Origin of the sequence: Halomonas sp. AOP7-B1-5 (assembly GCF_052353045.1) — a bacterium.
In the GTDB taxonomy this organism is placed as follows: Bacteria; Pseudomonadota; Gammaproteobacteria; order Pseudomonadales; family Halomonadaceae; genus Vreelandella; species Vreelandella colorata.
The window spans coordinates 1-1,965 of sequence record NZ_JBQTDC010000095.1; the positions used below are offsets into that span (position 1 = coordinate 1).

The window sequence follows — 1,965 nt, forward strand, 5'->3', positions numbered from 1 at the left end:
TTATGCTCGATCAGATAGTGCACGGCGTGCTCAAGGTGCCAGACTGAAGCTAGTCCTGGTAGTTGATCACCACCATGGCGTTCTGATCGTAGTTATAAGCCTTGAAGCGCGACATGCTGACCACTCCTCATCCGCTTCCTCAATCCTAATAAAAATTAACCGTAAGCGTTTTTTCTACAACCTCAACGCATAAATCAGCCGCATTCAAGCGTCAGCTGCATTTGTTTTTTAGGTAATACTTAATGCTTGATCCTGAACTACGTCCCATAAACGCTACCAATTGAAGTTGTTCAGCTGAGCTTATATTTTTTTTCTGAGAGATATAGCTCAACAGAGTCGATGACTTTACCGAGAAACTCATCTATGGCCTCTCTTAAACTCTCGAGTTCTCTGCATGTCATGCCCCTGCATGAGTCTTTCATCATCTCCTCGCCATGTGCAATCTTGTTTCTTTTGTTTTTCACAAGAAGAACAGCCGACGAGTTCTGTGGCCTAATCTGAGCTATTCCATACTTTTTTAGAATTTCGTTAACCGACCTTACATCCAAGTTTCCAGAGAATAATCGTATTCGATTAGAAAAATCATGAAAATTCGGAAATCTTAGATCATCAAAAAGGGTAGCATTTAAGCTTTTAAGGTTGGCTTTCGTTTGCGCTTTACCGAAGTAAAAATCAACATAAAGTGTCTGTAAAACATTGGATAAATCCTTATAAGGGCAGCGCTTCAGCTTCTCATGTATCTCCTCGAGAATAGCAACGAGAGTTGATTCAGTCATGTTATATAGAAGAACAATGAAAGCGGACTTGACGATAGAAGTTTTCTCAATGCTGCGAGGCGTTACGCTAAGTTCTTCCACAAGAGAAAGAAGGATTCCTGCTTCTTTCTTCTTTTCATCAAAGTCTATTCGAACTGACTGCATGTCAGGACCTATTGGCTAGCAGTTGATTTTTCACAAAATCCACCCGAGCTCGAATTTTGTCTGGCGTATGTGTTTTAAACTTACCAGCTACCAGCGGTCGAAAATTACTATCAGCCATCCATTTTCCGGGGTTCACACGGATGCCACTAAGCTGTGGATATTCTTCTAAAGCAAAATGAACACCAACGGCGAGCGCTTCAAAAAACACCCTAGATACGCCCTGCCCATTACGCTTTAAGAAGCCGTTTGGAAAAGAACTTTCAACAAACTCCAACATTCTCTTGAACTGAACCTCCTTTTTATTTCTTTCTTGTACGCTAAAATCCCTGTTCATATTTTCCATATACTCGTCTAGCATTGATCCTATTCCGCGCCCGTGGGTAAGAAAGCGTGGATATGTGTCCACTAGAGCGAAAAAGCGCAGTATAAGTTCCTCATGTTCTTGGCGGTTATCTACAGCTTTCGCAAGCGGAGCTAGCTTCTTCATTAGGGGATTTTTGGCGCATTCGCCGTAGATAAAATCGTTAAACGGCCCTCGATAAATCCCCTTTCTTTTCTCCATTGCTCTTAATAAATCACTTCCACGATTAATTCTTTCGAACAGGTCATTTTTAACCTGTTCAGTCGCGGACTCAGAAAGAACGATCATCCTAATAGGAGTGTTGTTGACCTTCCTCCTTCTTGACATAGGGAGATCGTCGAACTGCACCCCATTCATTTCCATCAGTTTTTCGAGACCACAAAGTTTTAGCTCGTTACTTACAAACGCTGCTAAAGTTCTAATTCGTTGCGAGCCGTCAACGATTTCAAGACGTCCGCTAGAGTTCTCGGCTACAAATATAATAGGGATTGGCAAGCCCAAAGTGACAGATTCAATCAACCTAGATTGTCGAACATCATCCCAAACAAACTCTCTCTGGTAATCTGGAACAAATAGCTCGTTCTCGTCACTATCAATATCCTTTAGATATTTTTGAGCGATTATCTCAATCGTGAATTCTCTCGTATCAAAATCGACAGTCTTTTTCTCTTCTTGTATTTGCGC

At 41.6% G+C, this 1,965-nt stretch carries 2 protein-coding genes; both read right to left on the reverse strand.

Features of this window, described 5'->3' with window-relative positions; genetic code table 11:
- Positions 1-290: 290 nt before the first annotated feature.
- Entirely contained in the window at positions 291-920 is a 630-nt protein-coding gene (locus tag ACT3XD_RS19490; RefSeq protein ID WP_192539930.1) for an MAE_28990/MAE_18760 family HEPN-like nuclease, read from the reverse strand.
- 1 nt (position 921) lies between these two features.
- Positions 922-1,965, reverse strand: a 1,044-nt coding sequence (locus tag ACT3XD_RS19495; RefSeq protein WP_444280693.1) for a DUF262 domain-containing protein, incomplete at its 5' end; no start/stop codon positions are given.